The following is a 25,923-nucleotide window of genomic DNA, read 5'->3' as shown; positions in this document are numbered from 1 at the left end:
GCCCTGACCGACAACCCTCCCCCGACCCGCGGCGCGCCCGCCCGCGGGCGCGTGACCGCGCGAAACGGCCCGACACCGCGGACCGGCGCGCCGCACGGCCTCCCCGGACGTGACGCACAGCACACTCCGGCGGGCCGAACCGTGCGCTCGGAGCGGACCGCACGCCCTCGGCCGAACCCGTCGCGCGGCCGGGTCAACCGGTCTCCGACGGCGTTCCTTCCAGCCCGGATGGTCTCGCGGCATCGGCTACGCTGACTCGGTGATGTCCGGCGAACAGGGTGGTGCAGGTGTCGACGACGACCGTCCCGCCACCACGAATCCCCTGATCCGGCTGCGCAACTCCGCGCCGTTCGTCGCCGCGGCCGCCCGCGGGCGTCGCGTCATCGGACTCGACGTCCCGCCCGACCACACCGTCAGCGAGGCGCTGCACGCCAACGAGCCCGAGGCCGCCGGACTCAACGAGCAGGAGACCGCGCAGTGGCGCCGGGTCCGGCTGCTCGGCGCGACCGGTTCGGTGATGATGGCGATCGGCGCGCTCGGCCTCGGCGCGCAGCCCACGCTCCAGAACCCCACCTACGGCAAGGCCATCATCGGCCTGCCCGCCCGCGTGCACAGTTCGGGACTGGCGGTGACCATGCTCGGCACCGTCGTGCTCATGCTGGCCTGGCTGCTGCTCGGCCGGTTCGCGCTCGGCCTGCAATCCAATCGTGTGCGCAGGCTGAGCCGTTCACAGCTGGACCGCACGCTACTGCTGTGGATCATTCCGCTCTCGGTCGCGCCGCCCATGTTCAGCCAGGACGTCTATTCCTATCTGGCACAGGGCGAGATCGCCGCGCGCGGCCTCGACCCCTACGTGGTCGGTCCGGTGCAGGGGCTCGGGCAGGACCACGTGCTCACCCGCAGTGTCCCCAATATCTGGCAGAACACCCCCGCGCCCTACGGGCCGCTGTCGATCTGGTTCGGCAAGGGCATCGCCGAACTCACCGGCGACAACATGTTGGCGGGCGTGCTGCTGCACCGGGTACTGGCCCTCATCGGCGTTGCCTGCGTCGTGTGGGCACTGCCCCGGCTGGCGCAGCGCTGCCGCGTCTCCCCCGTCGCGGCGCTGTGGCTCGGCGCGGCCAATCCGCTGGTGATCTTCCATCTGGTCTCGGGCGTGCACAACGAGGCCATGATGATCGGGCTCATGCTGGTCGGCCTCGAATTCGCGCTGGCTGCCATCGCGCGGCCCGGTCCGCTGCGCGGACCTACGCTCGGACTGTTCCTGGCCGGGGCGACGCTGATCGCCCTGGCGGCGATGGTCAAGATCCCGGCCATGCTCGCGCTGGCCTTCGTCTGGATGGCGCTGAGCAGGCGTTGGGGCGGCAATTGGCGGGCGATCGTCGCCGCAGCGGTGCTGCTCGGCAGTGTCACCGCCATGGTCATGGTCGCCGTCTGCGTCGGCAGCGGACTCGGCTTCGGCTGGGTCGGCACCTTGACCACCGCCAATGCCGTACGCAGCTGGATGTCGCTGCCCACGCTGCTCGGCGTCATCACCGGTTTCGGCGGTGTGCTGCTCGGTCTCGGCGATCACACCACCGCACTGCTGAGCATCACCCGCCCCATCGCGGCGGCGGCCGCGGCCCTGGTCGTGCTTCGGTTCCTCATCGCCACCTGGAGCGGGCGCCTGCATCCGATCGGCGCGCTCGGCATGGCTTTCGGCGCGGTGGTGCTGCTGTTCCCGGTCGTGCAGCCGTGGTATCTGCTGTGGGGCATCGTCCCGCTCGCCGCGTGGGCCAACCGACCCGCCTTCCGCGTACCCGCGACGGTGGCCTCCGCGGTGGTCAGCGTGTTGCTCATGCCCTCGGGCAGTGAGATCACGCCCTTCGTGCTCATCTACGCCGCCGCCATCACCATCGTCACCTGCCTGCTCATGATCCTGGCGACCCGAAAATCGCTGCCGTGGCGATCGAATCGCACCGCCGCGGACCCCGCGGCGCCCGTCCCGGTCGCGCCCGCCGCCGCCGAGCGCGCAGCCACCGAGTGATCCGACAGGGGTGTCTTCCAGGTCACATCGGTCGACCGCTTACGGTGTGACATCGTGACCGCAGCCCACCGACCCGCCGTTCGCGTCGACGGCGTCGTCAAGCGTTACGGCGAGACCACCGCGGTCGACGGCCTGTCCTTCGATGTCGAACAGGCGCAGGTGTTCGCGCTGCTCGGCCCCAACGGCGCGGGCAAGACGACGACCGTCGAGATGTGCGAGGGTTTCGTCACCCCCGACGCTGGCTCGGTGCGTGTGCTCGGCCTCGATCCGATCGCCGACTCCGCGCGCCTGCGCCCGCGCATCGGCGTCATGTTGCAGGGCGGCGGCGCCTATCCGGGCGCACGGGCGGGCGAGATGCTCGAACTCGTCGCCGCCTATTCGGCCGATCCGCTCGACCCCGAGTGGCTGCTGCGCACCCTCGGACTCCAGGACAACCGGCGCACCCCCTACCGCAGACTGTCCGGCGGTCAGCAGCAGCGTCTGGCGCTGGCGTGCGCACTGGTCGGGCGACCCGAGATCGTCTTCCTCGACGAGCCGACCGCGGGCCTGGACGCCCAGGCCCGGCTCATCGTGTGGGAGCTCATCGACGCGCTGCGCCGCGACGGGGTCACGGTCGTGCTGACCACCCACCTCATGGACGAGGCCGAACAACTCGCCGACCAGCTGGTCATCATCGATCACGGGCGGATCGTGGCCGCGGGCAGTCCCGCGGAAGTCACCGCGCACGGCGCGGCCGGGCAGCTGCGGTTCTCCGCGCCGCCCAAACTGGATCTCGAACTGCTGAGAACGGCGCTGCCGGAAGGGTTCGCGCCACGCGAGACCGCACCGGGGGCGTATCTGGTGGAGGGTGAGATCGATCCGCAGGTGCTGGCGACGGTGACCGCGTGGTGCGCCCGGCTCAATGTGCTCGCCACCGATATCCGCATCGATCAGCGGCGGCTCGAGGACGTCTTCTTGGAACTCACCGGACGGGATCTGCGCGGATGACACATGTCGACCCGAGCGCCAACCGCTTCGACGCGGGCACCTTCGCTCCCGCGCCGCGTCCGGCCCCGCGCGCCGCGATGCTGCTCGCGCAGACCCGGCTCGAGCTGATCCTGTTGCTGCGCAATGGCGAACAACTCCTGCTCACCCTGTTCATTCCGATCACGCTGCTGGTCGGGTTGAGCCTGCTGCCCTTCGGCGATCTCGGCGACACCCGGGTGGACAAGATCGTGCCCGCGGTCATGATGGTGGCGGTCATGTCGACGGCGTTCACCGGTCAGGCCATCGCCGTCGGTTTCGACCGCCGCTACGGCGCGCTGAAGCGGCTGGGCGCCACGGCGCTTCCGCGGTGGGGGGTGATCGCGGGCAAGAGCGCCGCGGTGCTGATCGTGGTGGCGCTCCAGGCTGTCGTGCTCGGCGCCATCGGCGTCGTGCTCGGCTGGCGACCGGGCATCGGCGGCCTGCTGCTCGGCGCACTGGTGATCGCGCTCGGCACCTTCACCTTCGCGACCATGGGTCTGCTGCTCGGCGGCACCCTCAAGGCCGAGGTGGTGCTCGCGCTGGCGAACATTCTCTGGTTCGTCATGCTCGGCATCGCCAGCATCGTCTTCGCCTCCGACGATCTGCCCGCCGCGGTGGACGTCGCGGCCCGGCTCGTCCCCTCGGGCGCGCTGGCGGTGACCCTCGAGGACGCCATGCGCGGCGTCGCGGACTGGCTGGGGCTGATCGTGCTGACCGTGTGGGGCGCGGTGTGCGCCGTACTGGGCGTGCGGTACTTCCGTTTCCACTGACCGCGCGTCAAACGACACTTTGTAGTAGACCGGCTGCGGCGGCCCGACCGCCGGGGGCTACCATCGTCGGGTGCTGTATCGCGCCTTCCTCGGACTGGTCGATCGACTCCCTCTGCCCTCGTCGCGGGTGCAGCGGGCGATCGCGCTCGCGGTGATCCTCAGCCAGGCGGGTATCGCGGTCACCGGTTCGATCGTGCGCGTGACCGCCTCGGGACTCGGCTGCCCCACCTGGCCGCAGTGCTTTCCGGGCAGCTTCACCCCCGTCGGGGTGTCGGAGGTCGCGGTGGTGCACCAGGCCGTCGAATTCGGCAATCGCCTGCTGACCTTCGTGGTCACCCTGTGCGCCGGACTCATCGTGCTCGCGGTGCTGCGAGCGCGCCGCCGCCGGGAAGTGCTCGTCTACGCCTGGCTCATGCCCGGCGGCACCGTGGTACAGGCGGTCATCGGCGGTATCACGGTGCGCACCGGACTGCTGTGGTGGACCGTCGCGGTGCACCTAGTGGCGTCGATGCTCATGGTGTGGCTGGCCACCGTGCTCTACGCGAAGGTGGGCGAACCCGACGACGGCATCGCCACCGTCGGGGCCCCCGCCCCGCTGCGATGGCTCACCGCGCTCAGCGGCGTCGCCCTGGCCGCCGTGCTGGTGGCGGGCACGCTGGTCACCGCCGCGGGTCCGCACGCAGGCGACAAGAGTATCGACCGTCCGGTGGCCAGGCTCGAGGTCGAGATCGTCACGCTGGTCCACCTGCACTCGCAACTGCTGGTCGGCTATCTGGCCCTGCTGATCGGGCTGGCCTTCGGGCTGTTCGCGGTCGGCGTCACCCCCGCGATCAGGAACCGGCTGTTCACCGTGCTGGCGTTGGTCTGCGCCCAGGCGCTCATCGGCGTGGTCCAGTACTTCACCGATGTCCCCGCCGTCCTGGTCGTGTGCCACGTCGCGGGGGCCGCCGCCTGCACCGCGGCGACCGCCGCGCTCTGGGCGAGCCTGCGCACCCGGGAGACCGTGAGCGCGAGTCCGCGCACGGCCGCGGCACAGCCGGCCTGAGCCGCGCTCAGGCCGGCGCGCGCAGGTATCGGGCGTAGAAGTCGAAGATGCGCCGCCACGCGTCGGCGGCCACCTCGGGCACGTACGGCGTGCCTGCGATCTTCATGTAGAGACCGGGCACACCGGAATAGTTCTGGAAGAACGAGTGCGAGGTGTCGGGATAGACGCGGAAGTCGGTGGGAACGTTCTTGCGCGCCAGCGCGTCCCGGTAGCGCTCGGCGTCGGCGGTGGGAATGTAGCGGTCGGCGTCGCCGTAGCTGGCGACGACCGGGCACGGATCGGTGAGCAGCGGGTCGACGTCCTTGCCCGGGAACAGCATCCCGTAGTTGACCGAGGCCACGTCGAACATGCCGCGCCCGCCGGTGACCAGCGCGAATCGGCCGCCCATGCAGAAGCCCATGACACCGACCCGTCCGGTGCAGTCGGCGCGGGCGGCGAGTGTGTCACGGGCGCGCTGGATCTGGTCGAAGACCGGTCCATCGTCGCGCAGCAGGCCACGGAACACCTGCTGCACGCACAGTCCCCGCTTGTAGAGCCGCGGCCCGAGAGCGAGATAGCCGTTCGCCGCGAGATGGTCGCAGACACGGCGCAATTCGCCCGTCAGCCCGAATGCGTCGTGCAGGACGACCACCCCCGGGAACGGGCCGGTGCCCGCGGGCACGGCGAGATGGCCTCCATCGACCTCGGCGGTCGTGATGTCCTCGGCGTCCGCGGGGTTGCTCATCGACTCTCCGATCCGGTCCGACAATGATCGGTTCGGACTGTACGCGTCCCGGGCCGCCTGCACCCGCCGCGAACGCCGACCCGCCACCCACCTCGGGGGTGGGCGGCGGTCGGCTCGACTGTCGGAGGCTACCGGGAAGCGCCGACGGCCTCGGTCTTTCGAGATTCGATCTTTCGGGATTCGGCTGGCGCATCGGCCACCGAGTCCTCGGTCTCGGCCGCGCGCATCGGATCCTCGGCCGGATCGATGTCGATGGTGCGCCGCAGCGGCTTGTTCGGCAGCAGCAACGTCGCCAGCAGGGCCACGACCGTCGCGCCCGCCGCGATCAGGAAGATCCGGCCGGTCGCGTCACCGTAGGAGGCTCGTACCACCGCCGCGATCGGCGCGGGCAGCGATCCGAGGTCGAGATTGCTGCCGCCGGAGGCGTCGGTACGGATGCCGAGCTTCGCGAAGCCCTGGGCGGACAGTTCGCCCACCCGGGTGGCCAGCACCGAACCCAGTACCGAGACGCCGATCGCGCCGCCGAAGGTACGGAAGAACGCGACACTGCTCGACGCCGCGCCGATATTGTGCACGCTCACGGTGTTCTGCACGGCCAGGACCAGGTTCTGCATCATCATGCCGACGCCGAGGCCGACCACGGTGATGTAGGCGCCGACCAGCCACAGATCGGTGGCGTGGTCGATGGTGGAGAGCAGGCCGAATCCGATCACGAGCAGCGCGCCGCCGGTCACGACGAATCCCTTCCACTTGCCGAAACGGGTGATCAGCTGTCCCGACCCGACCGAACCGGTCAGCATGCCCGCGACCAGTGGAATGGTCAGCACACCGGCCGCCGTCGGCGAATAGCCGCGCGCGGTCTGGAAGTACTGGCCCAGGAAGGTGGTCGCGCCGAACATGCCGACACCGACCGCGATCGAGGCGATGATCGCAAGACCCGTGGTGCGCTCGGTGACGATGGGCAGCGGGATGATCGGTGACGCGGCCCTGGCCTCCACCCACAGCGTGGCCGCCAGCAGCGCCACGCCCGCGCCGACGTAGAGCGCCGACTCGCGCGAGATCCAGTCGTAGTGGCCCGCTTTGCCCGCGAAGGACACCCAGATCAGCAGGACCGAGACGCCTGCGGTGAGCAGCGCCGCGCCGAGCCAGTCGATGGATACGCCCGCCTTGCGTTCGGTGGGCAGTCGCAGCGTCCGCTGCAACAGCAGCAGGGCGATGACCGCCAGCGGCACGCAGACGAAGAAGCACCAGCGCCATCCGAGCGGGCTGTCGACGATGACGCCGCCGAGGATCGGACCGCCGGACATGGACACCGCCATCACCGCGCCCATGTAACCGGAGTAGCGGCCGCGTTCACGGGGCGCCACGATCGAGCCGATGATGGCCACGACCAGCGCGGTCAGACCGCCCATGCCGATGCCCTGGATGACGCGGGCCACCAGCAGCAGCGACACCGTGTGCGCGAAGCCCGCGACGACGGAGCCGATGACGAAGATGACGATGGCCGACTGGACCAGCGTCTTCTTGTTGAACAGGTCGGCGAACTTGCCCCAGATCGGCGTGGAGGCAGCGTTGGCAAGCAGCGCCGTGGTGATGACCCAGGCGTAAGCGGTCTGGGACCCGTGCAGGTCGCCGATGATGGTCGGCAATGCGGTCGCGACGATCGTGGTGCTCAGCAACGCCGTGAACAGCGCCGCCAGCAGTCCGGTCATCGCCTCGAGTATCTCGCGGTGAGTCATCGCGAACGGATCACGCGGTGTCACCGTCTCGACTGAACTGGACATCTACTTCCTGACTCTGTCTTCCTGACTCTGTCGCGCATCGGAGCGATGCGCCGGTACGGACTGGTGTGCGTGGGCGGTGAGGGCGGTTCTGAGCCGCTGAATCGCGAGGTAGGCGTGTTCGGCGTCGTCCTCGCTCCAGTCGGCCAGCGCCGATTGCAGTCCCCGTGCCCGTGAATTGCGAACGCGGCGCAGCAATTCGACGCCCTCCCCGGTGATGTGGATCAGGCTCGCGCGTCCGTCGACCGGGTCGGCGTGACGGCTGATGTAGCCCTCGGCGACCAGTTCGGTGACGTGGCGGCTCAGCGCCGACGGGCTGATGCAGAGGTCGACCGCCAGATCCACCTGACGGCACGGCCCCTTGGTCTCCAAGGTGCCGAGTACGCCGACGCCACCCGGAAGCAGCTGTCCCTCTTCGGGATGCAGCAGGACGAAGCGCATGGCCCGCCCCATCAGATAGAGCTCCTTGATGAGGTCCTGGGCCGTATCGGGCGACACCGCCATCGGTCACTCCCCACACGAGATTACTTACTTGCAGAACACAACTTTATTCTTATTGCTTGCAGTAAGCAACTATCAGAGGATGGTGACACCTATCACCGCGTGCGCGGACATCACGAAGAACCCGGCCGTCTTTCGTGGCCGGTAACGAAACGGTGACGTATTGCGATTCATTGATGAGACCGCGACGGACGGGTCGCGCGATCTCGTATGAGCAGGAAGGCCGTCCGATGACGAACCGCCCACCCCAGCCGAATATGACCCCGCTGGCCGCACTGGCGATCCTGCTCGGGTCGATCATGGTGCTCGCGGGGGTGAGCGAATCCGATCGCGTGGCGTGCTGGGCGGCCGACTACGGCACACTGCTCACCGCGATGGCGGTGCTGACCTATCTGGCCGTCGCGGCGCGCATCCTGCACTGGGGCATCGGCGAACTGCTCGACCCGGCCGACGGCCGCGGCTGAGGCCCCGCGAGCGGCGGGGCCGCCGGACTACTTCTCGTTGCGCGCCTTGGGAAAACGGCGCTGCCGGGCCACCCAGCCCGCCATTCGCGCCCAGTGCCCGCGGCGCGGGGTGACCACCGAGGTCAGCTCGCGATCCCATTCCTCGGTCTCGCTCAGGCCGTCGACCATCGCGACCAACTTCTTCGCACTCGCCAGATCGTCGACGACCCGATCGCCGAGGACGCCGTCGCCGCCGACCAGGGTGACGCGCACACCCATCCGGCCGATCGGCTGGAGAACCGCGGTCGCGGACCCGCCGTGCTCGGTGACGAATCCCTTGACCGAATCCACGACGGCGGACGACAGCCGGATATCGGCCCGTGCGGCAGCTTCAACGCTCATTCCGCCGAGTTTACCGACGGGTAGGCGAGAGTCGAGACCCCCGGGTGTAGAACTGAACCCATGCGCGCCATCCAGGTAAGCGAACACGGCGGTCCCGAGGTCCTCGTCCCCGCGGAGGTTCCGCAACCCTCGATCGGGCCCGATCAGCTGCTCGTCGACACCGAGGCCATCGGTATCAACTACATCGACACCTATGTCCGCACCGGACGGTATCCCGGTCCGCTGCCCTACATTCCGGGCGCGGAGGGCGCGGGCGTGGTCGCCGAGGTCGGCGCGAATGTGACGGAATTCTCGGTCGGTGACCGGGTCGCCTGGGCCGCGGCGGCGGGCAGCTACGCCCAACGGGTCGCCGTCGACGCCGCGGTCGCGGTGCCGGTGCCCGACGCGGTGCCCACACCGGTCGCGGCCTCGTCGTTGCTCCAGGGCATGACGGCGCACTATCTGCTGGAGTCGGTGTACCGCCCCGCATCCGGCGAGACGATCCTGGTGCACGCGGGCGCGGGCGGGGTCGGCCTGCTACTGACCCAGTGGGCCGCCGCGCGCGGCGTGCGGGTCCTCACGACCGTGTCCACCGATGAGAAGGAACGGCTCTCGCGGGCGGCGGGCGCTGCCGAAGTGCTGCGCTACGGCGACGATCTGGCCGAGCGGGTGCGCGCGCTCACCGACGGCGTCGGGGTCGCGGCGGTATACGACGGCGTGGGCGCGCCGACCTTCGAGGCGAGTCTGGCCGCGCTACGGGTGCGCGGCATGCTGGCACTGTTCGGGGCGGCGGGCGGACCGGTGCCGCCGTTCGACCTGCAACGGCTCAATGCCGCCGGATCGTTGTTCGTGACGAGGCCGACACTGGCCCATTACACCCGCGACCGGGACGAATTGCTATGGCGCGCGGGCGATATCCTCTCGGCGGTCGCCGAGGGCACGCTGTACGTGCGCATCGGCGCCACCTATCCCCTTGCCGAGGCCGCCCGCGCGCACACCGACCTCGAGGCGCGCGCGACGACCGGGTCGCTGGTGCTGCTGCCCGAGCGCTCGGCGGATTCGCGGCACTAGCGGGCGCGACGGGCGGTAGCCGAAACGGGGCAGCGCGTCGATCCCTCGGCGTCGGCGAGTTCCGCCGGTTCTCCGTCACGGCGAACGATCACCTCGTGTCGAGGAATGATCGGCGCGAGACGCGCCGACGGCGGCGGATGGCGCAATCCCTTCGCCGCCAACCGGTTCGCGCTCAGCCGAAGAAGCTGCCGACGGTGTCCCAGCCGAGCACCGAATCGACCGCGAGACCGCAGAACACCACGGCCAGGTAGTTGTTCGACTGGAGGAACAGCCGCAGCGGCTTCACCGATTCGCCGCGACGCACCCCGGCGTAGAGCTGATGGGCCATGAGCAGGAACCACGCGCCCGCCACCAGCGCGACCGCGGCGTAGACGACGCCGGTCGCGGGTACCAGCGCGAGCGTGGTGAGCACGGTGAGCCAGGTGTAGACGACGATCTGCTTGGTCACCGTCTGCTCAGTGGCCACCACCGGCAGCATCGGCACCCCGGCCGCGCGGTAGTCCTCCTTGTAGCGCATGGCCAGCGCCCAGGTGTGCGGCGGTGTCCAGAAGAAGATCACGCCGAACAGTGCGATCGCCGGCCAGCCGATGGTGCCGGTCACCGCCGACCAGCCGACGAGGGCGGGCATACATCCGGCCGCACCGCCCCACACCACGTTCTGCGAGGTCCGGCGCTTCAGGCCGAGGGTGTAGACGAAGACGTAGAACAGGATGGTCGTGACCACGAGTACGCCGCTGAGCAGATTCGCCTGCCACCACAACCAGGCGAAGGAGGCCAGACCGAGCACGATGCCGAAGACCGCCGCGTGCGAGGTGGGCACCGCCGCGCGGGCCAGCGGCCGCTTGGCGGTGCGCTTCATGACCTTGTCGATATCGGCGTCGGCCACGCAGTTGAGGGTGTTGGCGCTGGCCGCGCCCATCCAACCGCCGAACAGGGTGGCCAGGATGAGGCGGATGTCGACCGCGCCGCGATCGGCCAGCAGCATCGTGGGGATCGTCGCCACCAGCAACAGCTCGATGACCCGCGGTTTGGTCAGGGCGATGTAGGCCAGCGGTGCGCGCAACAGCCGGGTGAGGAATCCGTCGCCCGGTAGGCGATCGGCCTGCGCCATCGCGGAGGAGCCCTGCGCGCCGTGGCCCCCCGGCAGTTGCCCAATCCGCACTGTCTCTCCTCGCACGCCGTGCATCGCCGCTACTACTACAGAGGATGGTAGACCCTCGGCGCGGGCGCGCCGCGCCTCGCCCCCGGCCGCCGTCCACCGAAATCGACCGCATCCGGTCACCGAACGGCCACGAGTCGGACACTTTCGCCACGCCGCCCGGTCCGGTCACGGCGACACGGTCCGTGTAAGCCGGGTTACCGCGATCCCGCTCAGCGGGCACATCTAGGGTGGTGGTGACATCCGGCACGCGCCGCGCAGCCGCCGGAAGTCTCGCGGTCGAATCACCAGCCGCCCGAACACACCGCCGTCGACCATGTCAGGAGAACCTCGGTCGTGTCAGTCACAGACGACATCCGCGCACTCACTCAGCCGAACCACCCGGACGACTGGACGGATCTGGACACCAAGGCCGTCGACACCGTGCGCGTACTCGCCGCAGACGCGGTGCAGAACGCGGGCAACGGTCACCCTGGCACCGCGATGAGTCTCGCACCGCTGGCCTATTCCCTCTACCAGCGCACGATGCGCCACGATCCGAGCGATCCGCACTGGGTCGGCCGCGACCGCTTCGTGCTGTCGTGCGGTCATTCCAGCGTGACCCAGTACATCCAGCTGTATCTGGCGGGCTTCGGACTCGAACTCGAGGATCTGAAGACCCTGCGCAAGTGGGGTTCGCTGACCCCCGGTCACCCGGAGTACCGCCACACCGACGGCGTCGAGATCACCACCGGTCCGCTTGGCCAGGGTCTGGCGTCGGCGGTCGGCATGGCGATGGCCGCGCGCCGCGAACGGGGTCTGTTCGATCCTGACGCCGCGCCCGGCACGAGCCCGTTCGACCACTTCATCTACGTCATCGCTTCCGACGGTGACATGGAGGAGGGCGTCACCGCCGAGGCGTCCTCGCTCGCGGGCACCCAGCAGCTCGGCAACCTCGTGGTGGTCTACGACGACAACAAGATCTCCATCGAGGACGACACCACCATCGCCTTCACCGAGGACGTGGCCGCGCGCTACCGCGCATACGACTGGCACGTGCAGGTGGTCGAGGGCGGCGAGGACGTGGTGGCCATCGAGGCGGCCATCGCCGCGGCCAAGGCCGAGACCGGCAAGCCCTCGCTCATCGTGCTGCGCACCATCATCGGCTATCCGGCCCCCACCAAGATGAACACCGGTGCGGCGCACGGCGCCGCGCTCGGCGCCGACGAGGTGGCCGCCACCAAGAAGGCGCTCGGCTTCGATCCCGAACAGAGCTTCGAGGTCGACCCGGCCGTCATCGCGCACACCCGCGAGGCGATCACCCGCGGACAGCGGGCCCACCGCGATTGGCAGCAGGGCTTCGACGCATGGGCGCAGGCCAATCCGGCCAACAAGGCGCTGTTCGACCGGCTGGTCGCCCGCGACCTGCCCGCGGGCTGGACCGCGAATCTGCCTGTCCACGCACCGGATCCGAAGGGCACCTCGACCCGGAAGGCGTCGGGCAAGGTGCTGGCCGCGCTCGCGCCGGTGCTGCCCGAGCTGTGGGGCGGTTCGGCCGACCTCGCCGAATCCAACAACACCACCATGCCCGACGCGGGCAGCTTCGGCCCGGAGACGATCTCCACCGGCATGTGGAAGGCGAACCCGTACGGCCGCACCCTGCACTTCGGCGTGCGCGAGCACGCTATGGGCTCGATCCTCAACGGCATCGCCCTGCACGGCCCGACTCGCCCATACGGCGGCACCTTCCTGGTGTTCTCCGATTACATGCGCCCGGCCGTGCGACTCGCCTCGCTCATGCGGGTGCCCGCGATCTACGTCTGGACCCACGACTCCATCGGCCTCGGCGAGGACGGCCCGACCCACCAGCCGATCGAGCACCTGGCCGCGCTGCGCGCCATCCCCGGCCTGAACGTGGTCCGTCCCGGCGACGCCAACGAGACCACCTACGCCTGGCGCACCATACTGGAACGCGATTCCAGCGAGCGCACATCGCATTTCGTGCCCTCGGACGCGCCGCATCAGGACGGACCGTCGGCGCTGGCGCTGACCCGCCAGGACGTGCCGGTGCTCGAGGGCACCAGCTACGAGGGCGTCAAGCGCGGCGGATACGTACTGGCCGAGGCATCCACCGGCACGCCGCACGTGATCCTGATCGCTACCGGTTCCGAGCTCCAACTCGCCGTGGCGGCCCGCACTACGCTGGAGGAGCAGGGCATCGGAACCCGCGTGGTGTCGATGCCGTGTGTCGAGTGGTTCGACGCGCAGGACAAGGCCTATCGGGACGAGGTGCTGCCCCCGTCGGTGCGCGCTCGGGTCACTGTCGAAGCCGGCATCGGCATGCCGTGGCACCGGTTCGCGGGTGACGCGGGCGAGATCGTGTCGATCGAGCATTTCGGCGCCTCCGCCGACTTCAAGACCTTGTTCCGCGAGTTCGGGATCACCGCCGAAGCCGTTGTCGCCGCGGCGGCGCGCACGCTCGAAAACGTGAAGGGATAACCGCCATGACGCAGAACCCCAACATCGCCTCGCTGTCCGCGGAGGGCGTGTCGGTCTGGCTCGACGATCTGTCGCGCGACCGCATACAGTCGGGCAACCTGGCCGAACTCATCGCCACCCGCGGCGTCGTCGGCGTCACCACGAATCCGACGATCTTCCAGGGCGCGCTGAGCAAGGGCCACGCCTACGACGGACAAGTCAAGGACCTCGCCGCGCGCGGCGCGGACGCCGACGCCGCGGTGCGCACCATCACCACCGACGACGTGCGCGCCGCCTGTGACGTCTTCGCGCCGGTCTTCGAGGCGACCGACGGCGTGGACGGCCGCGTCTCCATCGAGGTCGACCCGCGTCTGGCCTTCGACGCGGACAAGACCGCCGCGCAGGCGGTCGAGCTGTGGAAGATCGTCGACCGGCCGAACCTGTTCATCAAGATCCCGGCCACCGAGGAGGGCCTGCCCGCCATCACGGCGGTGCTGGCCGAGGGCATCAGCGTCAATGTCACGCTGATCTTCTCGGTGGCGCGCTACCGCGCGGTCATGGGCGCCTATCTCGACGGCATCCGCAGGGCGAAGATCGCGGGCCACGATCCCGCGCGCATCCACTCGGTGGCCTCGTTCTTCGTCTCCCGCGTCGACACCGAGATCGACAAGCGGCTCGAGGCCATCGGCACGCCGGAGGCGCTGGAGCTGCGCGGCAAGGCCGGTGTCGCCAACGCCCGCCTCGCCTACGCGGAGTACCAGGACGTGTTCGACGGCGGCGCGCACACCTCGACCTACGACAACCTCGCCTCCGCGGGCGCGAATCGCCAACGGCCGCTGTGGGCTTCGACCGGGGTCAAGAATCCCGACTACCCCGACACCCTCTATGTCACCGAACTGGTCGCGAGGAACACGGTGAACACGCTGCCGGAGAAGACCCTCGAAGCCGTCGCCGACCACGGCGAGGTGCACGGGGACACCCTCAGCGGCACCGCGGCCGAATCGCGGGAGCTGTTCGACAAGCTCAGCGCGGTCGGCATCGACCTCGACGACGTGTTCGCGGTGCTCGAACGCGAGGGTGTGGAGAAGTTCGAGAAGTCATGGGAGGAACTGCTGACGGCGACGGCGGCGGAATTGCGCGCGGCCGGAAGCGGAAGCAACTGACCGATGGCCGGCACAGCAGAGGTCTCCGGCAATCCACTGCGCGATGAGCGGGACAAGCGGGTTCCGCGCATCGCGGGACCGTGCGGCATGGTGATCTTCGGGGTCACCGGCGATCTGTCCCGTAAGAAACTGATGCCGGCCATCTACGATCTGGCCAACCGGGGGCTGCTGCCCCCCGGTTTCGGTCTGGTCGGATTCGCCCGCCGCGACTACGCCGACGAGGATTTCGCCCAGGTCGTCCTCGATGCCGTGAAGGCGAACGCGCGCACACCCTTCCGCCAGGAGGTCTGGGACCATCTGGCCGAGGGCATCCGGTTCGTGCAGGGCAGTTTCGACGACGACGCCGCCTTCGACAGACTCTCCGACACACTCGCCGCACTGGACAAAGAACGCGGCACCGGCGGCAATCACGCCTTCTACCTGTCGATTCCGCCGGATATGTTCCCGCTCGTACTCGATCAGCTCTCCGCACACGAGCTGGCCAAGCCGCAGAACACCGATTCGCGGGGCCGCGCCCCGTGGCGGCGGGTGGTCATCGAGAAGCCGTTCGGCCACGATCTGGAAAGCGCCGTCGAACTCAACACGCTGGTGAACCGGGTGTTCCCGGAGGAGACCGTCTTCCGCATCGACCACTATCTCGGCAAGGAGACGGTGCAGAACATCCTGGCGCTGCGCTTCGCCAACCAGCTGTTCGACCCGATCTGGAACGCCAACTACGTCGACCACGTCCAGATCACCATGGCCGAGGACATCGGATTGGGCGGGCGCGCGGGCTATTACGACGGCATCGGCGCGGCCCGCGACGTGATCCAGAACCATCTGCTGCAACTGCTCGCGCTCACCGCCATGGAGGAGCCGATCAGCTTCCAGCCCAAACAGTTGCAGACCGAGAAGATCAAGGTGCTCTCGGCGACGAAACTGGTGGAACCGCTGGACGAGACCACCGCGCGCGGACAGTACGCGCAGGGTTGGCAGGGCGGCGAACACGTGGTCGGCCTGCTCGAGGAAGAGGGTTTCGATCCGCAGTCCACGACCGAGACCTACGCCGCGATCACACTCGAGGTCGACACCCGGCGCTGGGCGGGCGTGCCGTTCTACCTGCGCACCGGAAAACGCCTCGGCCGCAGGGTGACCGAGATCGCGGTGGTGTTCAAGCGTGCGCCGCATCTGCCCTTCGACCAGACCATGACCGAGGATCTCGGCCAGAACGCACTGGTCATCCGAGTACAGCCGGATGAGGGCATCACCATGCGATTCGGTTCCAAGGTTCCCGGATCGAGTATGGAAGTACGCGATGTGAACATGGATTTCAGCTACGGCGAATCGTTCACCGAGTCATCGCCCGAGGCATACGAACGTCTGATCCTGGACATGCTGCTCGGCGAGCCGTCGCTGTTCCCGGTGAACGCGGAGGTCGAATTGTCCTGGAGCATCCTCGATCCGGTGCTGGCGCACTGGGCAACCGAGGGCAGGCCGCAGTCGTACGAGGCGGGCACCTGGGGGCCGGAATCGGCCGACGAGATGCTCGAACGCACGGGCCGGGAATGGCGGCGCCCGTGATCGTCGACATGCCCGACACCACCACCGGCGCCGTCACCAAACGCCTGCTCCAACTGCGCGAGAGCAATGGGGTCATCGCCATGGGGCGGGTGCTCACCCTGGTGGTGTGCACCCTCGACAGTTCCGAGGCGGAGGACGCCATCGACGCGGCCAACGACGCGAGCCGCGAACATCCATGTCGCGTGGTGGTTCTCGCCCGCGGCGACCGTTCGGCGAGCACCAGACTCGACGCCCAGATCCGCGTCGGCGGCGACGCGGGCGCGGCCGAGGTGATCGTGCTGCGGTTGCTCGGCGAGTTGATCAACCACGAGAGCAGTGTGGTCATCCCGTTCCTGCTGCCGGATACGCCCGTGGTGGCATGGTGGCCGCGCGGCGCACCGGAGTTCCCGTCCAAGGATTCGGTGGGCAAACTGGCGACCCGGCGGATCACCGACGCGACCTTCGCGGCGGATCCGCAGGCGACCATCAAGAAGCGTTTCGGCTCCTACGCCCCCGGCGACACCGATCTGGCCTGGAGCCGCATCACCTATTGGCGGGCACTGCTGGCCGCGGCCATGGACGAACCGCCGTTCGAGCCCGTCGAGTCGGTCACGGTGTCGGGTCTGCGCAACGAGCCCGCCCTCGACATGCTGGCGGGCTGGCTGGCCGCCCGGCTCGACTGTCCCGTGCGCCGCCGTTCCGGGGCGCTCACGGTGCGGTTGCACCGCCCGTCGGTGTCCATCGCCATCGAGCGGCCGCAGACCGGGCGCACCGCGACGCTCACCCGCACCGGCGATCCCGATCAGCGGATCGCGCTGGCGCGCAGGGAAACTCGCGACTGCCTGGCCGAGGAACTGCGGCGGCTCGACGCCGACGAGATCTACGCCGAGGCACTCGCCGGAATCGAGAGGGTCACCTATGAGTGAGACACCGGGGCAGGAGTACGGCGATCAGGTGCGCCGGATCACCAGCGAGTTCCGCGCCGACACCGTCGAGGTCCATCCCGACACCGAGGCGCTGGTCGCCGCCGCGGCCACCCGATTCGTCGAGGTCGTGACGGCGGCGCAGGCCGCGCGCGGATCGGCCTCGGTGGTGCTGACCGGTGGCGGAACAGGGATCGGGCTGCTGGAACTGGTGCGCGAGAGTCCCGGTGATATCGACTGGTCGGCGCTCGACATCTTCTGGGGCGACGAACGTTTCGTCCCCGCGGGCGATCCCGAGCGCAACGAGTTGCAGGCGCGCCGGGCCCTGCTCGACCACGTGCCGGTCGACCCGGCCCGCGTGCGCGCCGTGGCCACCTCCGACGGCGAGTATCCCGATCCGACCGTGGCGGCAGCGCAGTACTCGGCCGCCGTCCACGCCCACCTGGCCACCGCGGGCGTCTTCGACCTGCATCTGCTCGGCATGGGCGGCGAGGGACATGTCAATTCGCTGTTCCCGGACACCGACGCGGTCCGGGAAGCACACGAACTGGTGGTGGCGATCACCGACTCCCCCAAACCGCCCCCGGTCCGTGTCACGCTGACCATCCCCGCCATCCGCCGAACCCGCCACGTGGTACTGGTCGTCGGCGGCGCGGCCAAGGCCGACGCGGTGGCGGCGGCCCTCGGCGGCGCGGCGGCCGTCGATATACCCGCCGCGGGCGCCGTCGGCACCGAGTCGACCACCTGGCTGCTCGATGAACCGGCCGCCTCCGCCCTGAAGTAGCGGTAGGCCCCGAGGAGGGTTGCGCATCCGGCGACCGGTCCTCGGACCACGGACGCGGCGGCGCGGGCGGTGCGCGAGGAATCGGACGCGCGAGTGTCGACATCGGATCGAGGCAGCGGACGACCCGCGGAGTCACGCGCGTCGGCGGTATCGGTCACGACTCGCCGGATACCATTCGACCTCGTGTGCCGTGGTCGGGCGCTGCGTCCGGGAATGTGTCACGAAGGGGTGTGGGGTGATCGATCTGCACGGTGAGCTCGATCGACGGTGGCGGGCGGAGGTGTCGGCGCTTTCCGTACTCGCGCCGCGCTCGCGGCGGGAGGATGTGGCGCCGGGCTTGTCGGGGGCGACGCTGCTGGAATTGTTCGAGGCGCAGGTGACCAGTCGGCATCTCGACCTGGCGGCGTGGCGACTCGGGGAACAGCGGAAGGGGTACTACAGCATCGGATCGTCCGGGCACGAGGGCAACGCGGCATTGTCGGCGGCGCTGCGGGTCACCGATCCCGCACTGCTGCACTATCGTTCGGGCGCGTTCTTCGTGCACCGCACACGGCGGGTGGGCGGACTCGATCCGATACGCGCGGTATTGCTCGGCGTGGTCGCCGCGGCCGCGGACCCGATATCCGGTGGCAGGCACAAGGTTTTCGGCAGCGCGCCGGCGCACGTCATTCCGCAGACCTCGACCATCGCCTCGCATCTGCCGCGCGCGGTCGGACTCGCCTTCGCACTCGAACGTGCGGCGCGACTGGGGATTACGAGTACCTGGCCCCCGGATTCGGTGGTGCTGTGCAGTTTCGGTGACGCCTCGGCCAATCACAGCACCGCCGCGGGCGCGATCAATACCGCCGTGCACACCGCCCACCAGGGCATCGCGGTGCCGGTGCTGTTCGTGTGCGAGGACAATGGCATAGGCATCAGCGTCCCCACCCCGCCCGACTGGATCGAGGCCGCCTACGGCAACCGCCCCGGGCTGCGCTACTTCGACGCCGACGGCTGCGACCCGCTCGACGCCCTCACCGAATCCGCTCGCGCCGCCGACTGGGTCCGCGCGAACCGCCGACCCGCCTTCCTCCGCCTTCGCACCGTGCGCCTGCTCGGCCACGCGGGCTCCGATGTCGAATCCGCCTACCGCGCGCCCGCCCGGATAGCGGCGGACCTCGCCCGCGACCCGGTCACGGCCACCGCGCGGCTGCTCGTCGCCTCCGGCATCACCACCGTGAGCGACGTCGTGCGACGCTACGACGACATCGCCCGCGCGGTGGCCGACGCGACCGAATCCGTCCTCGGCGCACCGACTCAGGATTCCGCCGCCGCCGTGACCGCCACGCTCGCACCCGCGCACCCCGACGCCGTTCGCGCCGACGTGCTGCGCCCGTGCGCACGCCCCGAAGCGGTGCCACCGGCTTCTCGCTCGGAATCGGCGACGCGCGGCGCCGACAAGGCCGAGCCGAACCTCCGCGGCGCGAGCGAACCCATGACATTGGCGCAGGCGGTCGATCACACGCTCGCCGAACTTCTGGCGCGTGATGCCGACGTCCTGGTCTTCGGGGAGGACGTCGGGCGCAAGGGCGGGGTGTACGGCGTGACCAAGGGGCTGCGGAAGCGGTTCGGAGCGCGTCGGGTATTCGATACCTTGCTCGATGAGCAGAGCATTCTGGGGACGGCGCTCGGAGCGGGGCTCGCGGGGTTCGTGCCGATTCCGGAAATCCAGTATCTGGCCTACGTACACAATGCGCTCGACCAGATTCGCGGGGAGGCGGCCACGCTGTCGTTCTTCTCGTCCGGGCGCTATCGCAACCCGATGGTGGTGCGCGTCGCGGGCCTCGCGTACCAGAAGGGTTTCGGTGGGCACTTCCACAATGACAATTCCGTTGCGGCACTGCGGGATATCCCCGGGGTGATCGTCGCGGTGCCCGCGCGCGCGGACGATGCCGCGGCCATGTTGCGGACCTGCGTGTCGGCGGCGCGGGTCGACGGCCGGGTCTGTGTGTTCCTCGAGCCGATCGCGCTCTACCACACGCGCGACCTGCATCCGGGCGACGGTGCGTGGTGCGCGCCCGCGTCGGGGGTCGACCATATCGAGGTCGGTCGGGCACGAGTGTACGGCGACGGCGAGGATCTGACCGTGGTGAGTTTCGGCAACGGCGTGCCGATGAGTATGCGCGTGGCCGATCGGCTCGCGGCCGATGGCGTGGGAACGCGCGTGCTCGATCTGCGCTGGCTCAACCCGCTCCCCGTCGCCGACCTGCTTCGGCACGCGCGCGCGACCGGACGGGTGCTCGTCGCCGACGAGACCAGACACAGCGGCGCGGTCTCGGATTCGGTGCTCGCCGCACTCGTCGACGCCGGATTCGACGGGATGATCACCCGCGTCACCAGCGCGGACAGTTTCGTCCCGCTCGGCCCCGCCGCCGCGACCGTGCTCATGGACGAAGCCGCGATCGAAGCCGCCGCCCGCGCGCTGCTCGATCGAGAACCCCGCGCGACGCCGCGGCCCGATCCCGCCCGCGGCGACACCGCCCGCTCCGACGCCGCGCCGACCGCCCTCGATCCCGTTCTCGGCGACATCGAGCGGACGGACACCCGGGAGACCGACACCGCACCGGGCGACGCCGCGCGACCGGACACCCGCCGTCCTTTCCTACGGCGATTCGGATTCGGTCGGCGCGAAGGTGGAAATACAGTGGAGGACAATTCCTGACCAGCGGCGGAAGGATGCGACATGACCACGATGTCCACACTCGGCGAGGTCCGCCCCGAACACGACGACACCGCGGGCGGTGAGCGGGTCCTGCTGCACTACCAACGGTCCTACCGTAAGCCGGTACTCGATGTCTGGTCGGCGTGCACCGATCGCGGCCAGCTCGGACGCTGGCTCGGCACGGTGCGCGGCGGCAATGGCAATCTGTCCGTGGATCTGCTCGACGGTCCGGTGAACGGGCCCGTGGCGGTGCGGGTCGAGCACTGTCTGGCCCCGCACGAACTGGTGCTGCACCTCGACGGGTCGCTGCTGGAGATGCGGCTCGGCCAGGTCGGCGTGGTCACCACGGTAGAACTCGTGCGCCGCCATCTGAGCCGTCCACAGGCCGCCATCCTCGGCCCGCGGTGGCAGTACCTGCTCGACCGGCTCGACGCCTATCTCGAATACCGGCCGCTGCCGCGGTGGTCGGACTATACGGAGCCGGCGCGCGACTACCGCTAGACCAGATCGCGCAGGTGCTCGATGAGCAGGGCGTTGACCTGTTCGGTGCGTTCCAGTTGCACGAGATGTCCGGCCCCGGCGATTTCGGTGACCCCGCGCAGGTCGGTGAGGTAGGCGCGGAGCACACCGAGCGGATCACGTCCGCTGAAGCCTTCCATATCGGTGTCGTGTTCGCCGTGGAGGAAATACGCGGGCACCGTGACCTTCGCATCGGCGTAGGCGGCGGTGAGTTCCCAGTTGCGATCCAGCGCCCGGTACCAAGCGAGTCCGCCGGTGAATCCGGTGCGGTCGAATTCCGCCGCGAGCACGTCGAGTTCGGCGGCGGTGAGCCAGCTCCACGGCAGGGCGGGCGCCTGGGGCAGCACGTCGAGATATCCGGTGCCCTCGGCCGGGTGACTCCAGGTGTCGAGATAGTGGTATTCGCCGCTGAGCGCGTAATAGACCCGGGCCAGGAATTCGCGCGGATTCGCGTCGAGTTCGACATCGGCGGGTCCGGGCCGCTGGAAGTAGTCCAGGTGCAGGAAGTGGCGTTGCGCCGCTTTGGCCCACAGTTGTGAGGGGGCGCGCGGCGGACGCGGCGCGTACGGATTGTTGAGTACGACGACTCCCCCGAGACGTTCGGGCGCCCGCAGCGCCAACTCCCACACCAGGGCCGCGCCGAAATCGAGGCCGACGAATACGGCGCGCTCGGCGCCGATATCGTCGAGCAGCGCCAGCAGGTCGCCGACGACGGCGCGATTGGTGTAGGCATCCGGCTCGTCGGCGGTCTCGGTACGACCGTATCCGCGCAGGTCGGGAGCGATTGCCCGGTATCCGGCGGCGGCAACGGCAGACAGTTGGCGGTGCCATATGTACCAGGTGTGCGGGAAGCCGTGGCAGAAGACCACCGGATATCCCTCGCCCTGTTCGGCGATGTGCATCCGCACCCCGCCGGACCTCACGAACCGATGCGTCATTTCCACGAGCGCCTCCAAAACTTTAGAACGTGTTCCTATTTCACGGTAATGTCCCGAAGTCGTGAGCGGAATACCTCAGGAACTTGGCGGCAGCGTCGCCGTCGTGACCGGCGCGAGCCGCGGAATCGGCAAGGGCATCGCCCTGGAATTGGGAGCGGCGGGGGCCACGGTATTCGTGACCGGTCGCACGGTCACCCCCGGTCGCCTGCCCGGAACCGTGCACGGCACCGCCGCCGAGATCGACGAACTCGGCGGCACCGGCATCCCCTTCGTCTGCGATCACCGCGACGACGACGCGGTCGCGCGACTGTTCGAGCGCGTGCGCGACGAATACGGCCGCCTCGATGTCCTGGTCAACAATGTCTACAACGCGCCAGCGGCCGCACGGTGGCTCGGCAAACCGTTCTGGGAGGTGCCACCCGCCGCCTGGGACGAAACCTTCGACGTCGGCGTCCGGTCCCATTACGCCGCCGCGGTATTCGCCGCACCGCTGCTGATCGAGTCGAGCGGCCTGCTGGTCAATGTCTCCTCACCGGGCGCGCGGCGCTATATGCACAACGCGGTGTACGGGGTGGCCAAGTGCGCGCTGGACCGGCTCACCGCCGATCTGTCCCGCGACCTCACCGACACCGAGGTCACGGTGGTCTCGCTGTGGCCGGGCATCGTGAACACCGAACTGCTCGCGATGGTGCCCGCCGATGCCGAGGGACGGAGACTGGTCCGCCTACCGGGCGAAGGCACCTTCGACCTGAACGCGGCCGAGAGTCCACACTTCCCGGGCCGCGCGGTGGTCGCCCTCGCCACCGACCCCGCGCGTCGGACCCGTACCGGAACCTCGTGGCGGGTGGCCGATCTCGCCGACGAGTACGGATTCACCGATATCGACGGCCGCGTGCCGCGCAACGATCCGCCGGACTGAAACAGGTTGCCCCACCCGCGAATCCGCGCCGGACACGGGACTTCCGCCCGAGGTGGACGCGTACTTCTCCGGTGCTAGTCTGTCGCGGTCGGTCGGAGCGCGAATCCGACATCCCGTCAGCACCTTTCGAAGGAGCGCGTGAATGCCGCAGGTTGCCTTGGTCTCCCGGGTCAAAGCGAAGCAAGGGCGAGCCGATGAACTCGTGGCCGCCTTCGGCCCGGTATTCGAGCAGGTCGCAGGCGAACCGGGCACGCTGCTGTACGTACTGAACCGCTCCAAGGACGATCCCGAACTGTTCTGGATCTCGGAGATCTACGCCGACGAGGACGCCTTCGCCTCGCACCGCGACAGCGCGGCCATGTCGGCGGCCACCCCGGTGCTGGGCGAACTCATCGCCGGGGCCGAACTCATCGTCGGCGAGCCGCTGGCGGCCAAGGGCCTGCCCGTCTGAACGGCGGGCGCCGCCCGATCCGGCCTCAGAGGCTGAAGGCGATCGACCGTAGCACCAGCGCAAGGATGAACACGATCGTGAACGCCAGGTCGATGGCGAGCCCGCCCGCGCGCACCGGCGGCAGCACCTTGCGCACCGGTGCGATGACGGGTTCGGTGACCCGTTGCGCGAGGTCGCGGGCGCGCAGCACCCAGGGCGTCGTGGTGCGTCCGAGCAGTACGGCCCAGTCCAGGATCATCCGCGCGATCAGCACGATGATGAACAGCGTCAGGGCGTAGCCGATCACCGTTGCGATGAGGCTCATGACCAACTCCTTCGATGTCGGCCGGGCGGCCGTCCTACCGATGTCAACGACTCGCCGCGTCCCGGAGTGTCCGCGGCGCCGCCTTCTCAGCCGACTCTAAGCATCGGACAATTCGGGCACCACCGCGACCACCCGGGTGTCTTCCGCGAACTTCTGGCGAATCGACCGCGCAGACCGATCGGTTTCGTACACTCGATCATGTTCGTCCGAATCAAGCCACCGGCGGACGGCACGCATACGTCGACCGCCGACGCGCTGGAATCGCACCGGGGCGAGGAGCTTTCCCGAGCACCCCTGATCCCCTCGCCCCGGTGCATTCACCACGATCACCCGATTCGGATGACGCGGACCGGCCGCCACGATGCGAATGTACTCGGCGACCTCCCGCATACGCCACGGAAGGGCCGCCGATGACCACGGGCATATCCACCGACACCCGATACCCGTTCCACGACGGATATCCGACGCCGGAAGCAGCGCGGCGGGCACGCGCGGACACCGATTTCCAGCGCGCCGTTCTCGCCTACCGGTTCTGGTATCCGACGGTCTCGATGGAGGGCATCTTCCACGGCAACCGGGCGGCGGGTATGCCCGACAACGCCTCGATGGGTATCGCCGCCACCGGGCCGCGGCACGTGGGCTTCACCCTCAACTCCGACACCCCCTACGGAGCGGCCGTCCTGGACCTCTCGGGCGGCCCCATGGTCATCGGCCTGCCCAAAGGGCCCTACCTCGGGCTCGTCGACGACCACCACCAACGCTGGGTCACCGATCTCGGCATTCCCGGCCCGGACGGCGGCTCCGGCGGCACATACGTCATAGTCCCGCCCGAATACGACGGCGAGTTGCCCGCCGACGCCCACCTCGCTCGATCGGGTTCCCACAAGGTCTTGCTCGCCTTGCGCGCACTGCCCATCGGCGGCCTCGACAACGGGCTGGCGGCACTGCGCCGAGTGCGCATACATCCACTCGGCGCGCTCGGCACCGCACTCGATTTCGTCGACGCCACCCGATCCGAGATGGACTGGAGTTGTCTGGACTGGGAGGACGGGCTCGAATTCTGGCGGGTGCTGCACACCGTGCTCGAATCGGAGCCGGTCGTCGAGGAATTCGCGCCGATGTACGGTCTGCTCACCGATCTCGGCATCGGCCGCGGAACGCCATTCGCCCCCGAGGACCGTCTGGCGGCACTGCTCACCGACGCCGCGCGCACCGGCCGTGACGCCATGCTCGTCTCGGCCTTCGCCAGCGCCCGCCCGGATCGGCTCGCCTGGCCGGACCGCCGGTGGGAATGGGTGGGGCTCGTGGAGGACAACGGCGACTTCCGCACCGCGTCCGGTATCGATCTCGAAGCCCGCGACCGTTGGTTCGCCCAGGCGATCATCGCCTCCCCGGCCATGTTCGGCCGCCGGGCCGGAACCGGATCGCTGTACTGGCTCGGTGTGCGCGACGCGGAGGGCGACTATCTCGACGGCGGCGCCTCCTATACCGTGGAGATCCCCCAGCCGGTGCCCGCCGAACTCTTCTGGTCGATCACCATCTACGACGCCGCCACCAGGTCACAGGTGCGAACGGAGACGGGCATCGCGGCACTGCGCTCACAATTCGAACTCAATGGCGTGCCGACCCACCAACCGCTGCGCCTGCATTTCGGCCCCGCCGCCCCCGACCACGCGCACCACCGTTGGCTCCAGACCGTACCCGGCCGGGGTTGGTTCGCCTACCTGCGCGTCTACGGTCCACGTCGAGCCGCGTTCGAGGGCACCTGGAGACCGGGCGACTTCCGCCGCACGGATTAGATTTCGCGCCAACGGATTTCGCCCCGAAAATGGCGCAGCCGTCCCACTCTCACAGTCAGAGCTTTACGGCGTCCCTTCCGATGGACCGCTGCGCCTGTACTTCGGTTCCATACGCGGAACCCGCTCGGGGGCGGCTCGTCTCGCGACGAACCACCCCCGGCGTTGCCTTCTCGACCGACGAAATTACTTCGCGGGGGCCTGCTTCAGGGAGGGCTGGTTGATGGTGGTGAAGTACTGGATCGCCGCCGCGATGGCCACCGGGGCGGTGATCAGGATCTGGCCGGTGATGGTGCCAAGCGCGCCGACGGCGGCGATGCCCACCAGGCAGCCGACAGCGGCCGCCGGAATGAACGGACCGAACAGGCCACCGATGGTGCCCGCGGCCAGGGTGCCGCCGGCGATACCGCCGAGGACACAACCCACCGCGCCGCCGGACAGGCCGCCGACCAGGGTGCCGATGGTGGCGCCCATGGAGATGGTCGAGGTCAGACGGCTCCAAGCGGCCTGCTCACGCTCGTAC

23 protein-coding genes and 1 pseudogene are annotated in these 25,923 nt (G+C 69.3%); 16 read left to right on the top strand and 8 right to left on the bottom strand.

Annotated features, from left to right (window positions below; all coding sequences use genetic code 11):
• Positions 1-262: 262 nt before the first annotated feature.
• The 4 genes from mptB to APZ21_RS10015 all read left to right on the top strand — a co-directional run bounded on the left by mptB (position 263) and on the right by APZ21_RS10015 (position 4,846).
• Positions 263-2,026 carry a polyprenol phosphomannose-dependent alpha 1,6 mannosyltransferase MptB gene (mptB, locus tag APZ21_RS10030; protein ID WP_169812056.1) on the top strand — a complete coding sequence of 588 codons (1,764 nt, stop codon included), beginning with the start codon at positions 263-265 and terminating at the stop codon, positions 2,024-2,026.
• 54 nt (positions 2,027-2,080) lie between these two features.
• The gene (locus APZ21_RS10025) at positions 2,081-3,013 is read left to right on the top strand and encodes an ABC transporter ATP-binding protein (protein ID WP_054812981.1); all 933 of its coding nucleotides are present in this window, start codon (positions 2,081-2,083) and stop codon (positions 3,011-3,013) included.
• Positions 3,010-3,801 (top strand): ABC transporter permease, encoded by a 792-nt coding sequence (locus APZ21_RS10020; RefSeq protein ID WP_054812980.1) that lies wholly within the window; start codon positions 3,010-3,012, stop codon positions 3,799-3,801. Before APZ21_RS10025 ends, APZ21_RS10020 begins: the two co-directional genes overlap by 4 nt.
• Positions 3,802-3,871: 70 nt before the next feature.
• Positions 3,872-4,846 carry a COX15/CtaA family protein gene (locus APZ21_RS10015; RefSeq protein WP_054812979.1) on the top strand — a complete coding sequence of 325 codons (975 nt, stop codon included), beginning with the start codon at positions 3,872-3,874 and terminating at the stop codon, positions 4,844-4,846.
• A gap of 7 nt (positions 4,847-4,853) precedes the next feature.
• Here APZ21_RS10015 and APZ21_RS10010 read toward each other — a convergent pair whose 3' ends face one another.
• The 3 genes from APZ21_RS10010 to APZ21_RS10000 all read right to left on the bottom strand — a co-directional run bounded on the left by APZ21_RS10010 (position 4,854) and on the right by APZ21_RS10000 (position 7,855).
• Positions 4,854-5,570, bottom strand: coding sequence for a dienelactone hydrolase family protein (locus APZ21_RS10010; protein WP_054813004.1), 717 nt, complete (start codon positions 5,568-5,570; stop codon positions 4,854-4,856).
• Between the two features lie 128 nt (positions 5,571-5,698).
• Positions 5,699-7,354: an MDR family MFS transporter gene (locus tag APZ21_RS10005; RefSeq protein ID WP_082392975.1), complete on the bottom strand. Its 1,656-nt coding sequence runs from the start codon at positions 7,352-7,354 to the stop codon at positions 5,699-5,701.
• Positions 7,355-7,855: a MarR family winged helix-turn-helix transcriptional regulator gene (locus tag APZ21_RS10000; protein WP_054812978.1), complete on the bottom strand. Its 501-nt coding sequence runs from the start codon at positions 7,853-7,855 to the stop codon at positions 7,355-7,357. It lies immediately after the preceding gene.
• 227 nt (positions 7,856-8,082) lie between these two features.
• Between APZ21_RS10000 and APZ21_RS09995 the strand changes: the two genes are divergently transcribed.
• A complete protein-coding gene (locus APZ21_RS09995; protein ID WP_156370943.1) occupies positions 8,083-8,316 on the top strand; it encodes a hypothetical protein in 234 nt (77 codons plus the stop codon).
• Between the two features lie 27 nt (positions 8,317-8,343).
• Here the strand turns inward: APZ21_RS09995 and APZ21_RS09990 are convergent, their stop codons facing one another.
• A complete protein-coding gene (locus APZ21_RS09990; RefSeq protein WP_054812976.1) occupies positions 8,344-8,697 on the bottom strand; it encodes a hypothetical protein in 354 nt (117 codons plus the stop codon).
• Positions 8,698-8,757: 60 nt separating this feature from the next.
• Between APZ21_RS09990 and APZ21_RS09985 the strand changes: the two genes are divergently transcribed.
• Positions 8,758-9,747: a quinone oxidoreductase family protein gene (locus APZ21_RS09985; RefSeq protein ID WP_054812975.1), complete on the top strand. Its 990-nt coding sequence runs from the start codon at positions 8,758-8,760 to the stop codon at positions 9,745-9,747.
• A gap of 172 nt (positions 9,748-9,919) precedes the next feature.
• Here APZ21_RS09985 and APZ21_RS09980 read toward each other — a convergent pair whose 3' ends face one another.
• Positions 9,920-10,909 carry a heme o synthase gene (locus APZ21_RS09980; protein ID WP_054813003.1) on the bottom strand — a complete coding sequence of 330 codons (990 nt, stop codon included), beginning with the start codon at positions 10,907-10,909 and terminating at the stop codon, positions 9,920-9,922.
• 333 nt (positions 10,910-11,242) lie between these two features.
• Between APZ21_RS09980 and tkt the strand changes: the two genes are divergently transcribed.
• The 7 genes from tkt (at position 11,243) to APZ21_RS09945 (ending at position 20,974) form a co-directional block, all read left to right on the top strand.
• A complete protein-coding gene (gene tkt / locus APZ21_RS09975; RefSeq protein WP_054812974.1) occupies positions 11,243-13,384 on the top strand; it encodes a transketolase in 2,142 nt (713 codons plus the stop codon).
• A gap of 5 nt (positions 13,385-13,389) precedes the next feature.
• Entirely contained in the window at positions 13,390-14,526 is a 1,137-nt protein-coding gene (tal, locus tag APZ21_RS09970; protein WP_054812973.1) for a transaldolase, read from the top strand.
• A gap of 3 nt (positions 14,527-14,529) precedes the next feature.
• Positions 14,530-16,086, top strand: a complete 1,557-nt coding sequence (gene zwf, locus APZ21_RS09965; RefSeq protein WP_054812972.1) for a glucose-6-phosphate dehydrogenase — start codon at positions 14,530-14,532, stop codon at positions 16,084-16,086.
• A complete protein-coding gene (gene opcA, locus APZ21_RS09960) occupies positions 16,083-16,991 on the top strand; it encodes a glucose-6-phosphate dehydrogenase assembly protein OpcA (RefSeq protein WP_054813002.1) in 909 nt (302 codons plus the stop codon). Before zwf ends, opcA begins: the two co-directional genes overlap by 4 nt.
• A complete protein-coding gene (gene pgl, locus APZ21_RS09955; RefSeq protein ID WP_082392974.1) occupies positions 16,984-17,772 on the top strand; it encodes a 6-phosphogluconolactonase in 789 nt (262 codons plus the stop codon). The genes opcA and pgl overlap by 8 nt, the downstream gene beginning before the upstream one ends.
• Positions 17,773-18,016: 244 nt before the next feature.
• Complete coding sequence (locus tag APZ21_RS09950; protein ID WP_156370947.1) at positions 18,017-20,473, top strand: thiamine pyrophosphate-dependent enzyme; 2,457 nt, start codon at positions 18,017-18,019, stop codon at positions 20,471-20,473.
• A 21-nt stretch (positions 20,474-20,494) separates the two neighbouring features.
• Entirely contained in the window at positions 20,495-20,974 is a 480-nt protein-coding gene (locus APZ21_RS09945) for an SRPBCC family protein (RefSeq protein WP_054812971.1), read from the top strand.
• On the opposite strand, the gene APZ21_RS09940 is transcribed toward APZ21_RS09945, so the two are convergent.
• Entirely contained in the window at positions 20,971-21,930 is a 960-nt protein-coding gene (locus APZ21_RS09940) for an alpha/beta fold hydrolase (protein WP_054813000.1), read from the bottom strand. The two genes, APZ21_RS09945 and APZ21_RS09940, sit on opposite strands and share 4 nt — an antisense overlap.
• A 61-nt stretch (positions 21,931-21,991) precedes the next feature.
• Here APZ21_RS09940 and APZ21_RS09935 point away from each other — a divergent pair, with 61 nt between their 5' ends.
• The gene (locus tag APZ21_RS09935; RefSeq protein WP_054812970.1) at positions 21,992-22,849 is read left to right on the top strand and encodes an SDR family NAD(P)-dependent oxidoreductase; all 858 of its coding nucleotides are present in this window, start codon (positions 21,992-21,994) and stop codon (positions 22,847-22,849) included.
• Between the two features lie 142 nt (positions 22,850-22,991).
• Complete coding sequence (locus APZ21_RS09930) at positions 22,992-23,300, top strand: putative quinol monooxygenase (protein ID WP_054812969.1); 309 nt, start codon at positions 22,992-22,994, stop codon at positions 23,298-23,300.
• Between the two features lie 25 nt (positions 23,301-23,325).
• Here the strand turns inward: APZ21_RS09930 and APZ21_RS09925 are convergent, their stop codons facing one another.
• The gene (locus tag APZ21_RS09925; protein WP_054812968.1) at positions 23,326-23,604 is read right to left on the bottom strand and encodes a YggT family protein; all 279 of its coding nucleotides are present in this window, start codon (positions 23,602-23,604) and stop codon (positions 23,326-23,328) included.
• Between the two features lie 410 nt (positions 23,605-24,014).
• Here APZ21_RS09925 and APZ21_RS09915 point away from each other — a divergent pair, with 410 nt between their 5' ends.
• A complete protein-coding gene (locus APZ21_RS09915; RefSeq protein WP_054812966.1) occupies positions 24,015-25,403 on the top strand; it encodes a DUF1214 domain-containing protein in 1,389 nt (462 codons plus the stop codon).
• Positions 25,404-25,586: 183 nt separating this feature from the next.
• Here the strand turns inward: APZ21_RS09915 and APZ21_RS34700 are convergent.
• Positions 25,587-25,923 (bottom strand): annotated as a pseudogene (locus APZ21_RS34700) (hypothetical protein); the annotation flags it as partial.

The sequence above is a fragment of the Nocardia arizonensis genome (assembly GCF_001310275.1).
Lineage (GTDB): Bacteria > Actinomycetota > Actinomycetes > Mycobacteriales > Mycobacteriaceae > Nocardia > Nocardia arizonensis.
Note: the sequence above shows the minus strand (reverse complement) of the source record. Positions and strands in the feature narration are given on the sequence as shown.